Genomic DNA, 1806 nt, shown 5'->3' with positions numbered 1-1806 from the left:
AAACCGATGTACGAGTTTTTGGGTGTACTGGAAGAGTATGGTGATGAGATACCAGACGAGGCAAAAAAACGCCTTACAAAGTTTGTTCGGGAAACAATGCAACTAATGATTAATTAATATTTAAACCACTTTTAATATGACTTTAAAAAACAAATATGGCTTAGGGTTCACCATCGTTTTTGCACAAAACGGAACAACTCATTTCGCTGAGGTAGTAGGTATGCACTACTCAGACGAGACTTTTGAAAGCATCGACTATCAAGTATTGGTAATTGATGAAGCTGGAGCTGAAGAAACGATTCCAGAGGAGGATATTCTGATGGGGTCTGATCTTTCTGAAGAAGAAAAAGATTCTTTGGTGACTCGATTAATTCAACTGGAAACTAACGTACCTGATGCTGTCGTGGCTTAGGAAGTAACAGGGCGTATAAACTATTGAAAAATGACACAGGAAGAAGAAAAATTACTGGCTGAACTTCAAGCTAAAAAACAAGATGAAGTAAAAAGCAAAAGACTTTCTTACGAAGAACTGAAAGCAGACCTATTAGAAAAATGGGTAAAGAAATTCAAGGAGGAACAAGCAAGACTAATAGCTCTTAAAACTGAAGCATACGAAGAAATTACCACTTTCCTTAAGATAATGGAAGAGTATGGAGAAGTGAAAAAAGAACAGCAAGGAAGCTCTATTCTCAATGACAAATACAAAGTGCAGTTTACTATGCGACCTGTCAGGGAGTATGATGAACGAGCAGAGCTTGGAGCAAGCAAAGTAAGAGAATGGATCAAAGAAGAGTTTTCGGACGAACGTCAGGCGGAGTTTATTCTTGATCTGCTGGATAAGAACAGTCAAGGGAAATTTGACTATCAGAAAATTCAGAAGATAGCCAAGCACGCACAGGAAAATAATATAACTCCCCTGCTTGAAGCGGTAGCCCTTTTTAATGAGGCTTATGGAGAGCGATACACCAAGTTTTATTTCCAAGTATTTGAGAAAGGTATTCATGGTGGTTATGACAGCATTGTACTAACTTTTTCAAGCCTTTCAATAGACGAAGGGAAGTAACAGGGCGTATGAAACAGTATAATAAATACGCTCCTATTCATAATCTGCTAAGGTTTTTAGGTTGGCAAAAAGAGAAAGAGAGTATAGTGCTCTCTTTCTCCAACCAACGCACTACAAGTCTTAAGGAGCTGACCGAAGAAGAGTTTCAGGCATTGTATGAAAGGCTGAAACAGGAAGAACGTAAGCTCATCCCTCTTTACAAGAAGCAACGCAGTATTTTCTTTGGGCTAACTGCCCGTATGGGATACACCATCATGAAAAACGGCAAGCGTGTAAATGACTATGAGCGGATTGATGCTTGGCTTTTACAGTACGGAGTGCATAAGCAAAAGTCCAAATGGCTGAATTTACAGCAACTGAAAGATGAAATCAAACAACTTAGAGCAAGGTTAGAAAATGGATAAGATCGCACTTAAAGTCAACGACGTAAGAACCTTCAATCATTTTGTATTGAGTATCATGGAGTACACCTCTATCTCCAATCTGAGCAAACTGGAGTTTGAAACTTTGTCTTACTGGTACGAAAAGGAAATGAAGAAGATGAGCAAGGAAGGAGAAGTAAAATTTAAACTTCCGTCAACAGTGGCAAGAGTGCTCCACAAAGCACTTCCATTGCTCAAGTTCAGAAACAGAGAGCACTTACACCAAGATATTCACCTTGTCAACCTCCTTAGTGAGTGGTACAATAAGTTGGATGAGCAACTCGATATTTTCACACAAAAACACTATCACAATGAATGATT

4 protein-coding genes are annotated in these 1806 nt (G+C 38.8%); all 4 read left to right on the top strand.

Translation table 11 applies throughout. The features are described from left to right. Window positions 1-136: 136 nt before the first annotated feature. Genes PL77_RS29655 through PL77_RS29640 form a run of 4 tightly spaced genes read left to right on the top strand, consistent with a single transcriptional unit; the run spans window position 137 to window position 1804 of the window. The gene (locus PL77_RS29655) at window positions 137-412 is read left to right on the top strand and encodes a hypothetical protein (protein ID WP_044213624.1); all 276 of its coding nucleotides are present in this window, start codon (window positions 137-139) and stop codon (window positions 410-412) included. A 30-nt stretch (window positions 413-442) separates the two neighbouring features. After that, entirely contained in the window at window positions 443-1063 is a 621-nt protein-coding gene (locus PL77_RS29650) for a DUF3164 family protein (protein ID WP_044213622.1), read from the top strand. Between the two features lie 8 nt (window positions 1064-1071). Then, window positions 1072-1467: a hypothetical protein gene (locus PL77_RS29645; RefSeq protein ID WP_044213619.1), complete on the top strand. Its 396-nt coding sequence runs from the start codon at window positions 1072-1074 to the stop codon at window positions 1465-1467. Further along, entirely contained in the window at window positions 1460-1804 is a 345-nt protein-coding gene (locus PL77_RS29640; protein WP_044213617.1) for a hypothetical protein, read from the top strand. The genes PL77_RS29645 and PL77_RS29640 overlap by 8 nt, the downstream gene beginning before the upstream one ends. Window positions 1805-1806: the final 2 nt, after the last annotated feature.

It is taken from the genome of Flammeovirga sp. OC4 (assembly GCF_000812565.1).
In the GTDB taxonomy this organism is placed as follows: Bacteria; Bacteroidota; Bacteroidia; order Cytophagales; family Flammeovirgaceae; genus Flammeovirga.
The sequence above is the reverse complement of the archived record's forward strand: the minus strand, read 5'-3'. Positions and strand labels throughout refer to the sequence as shown.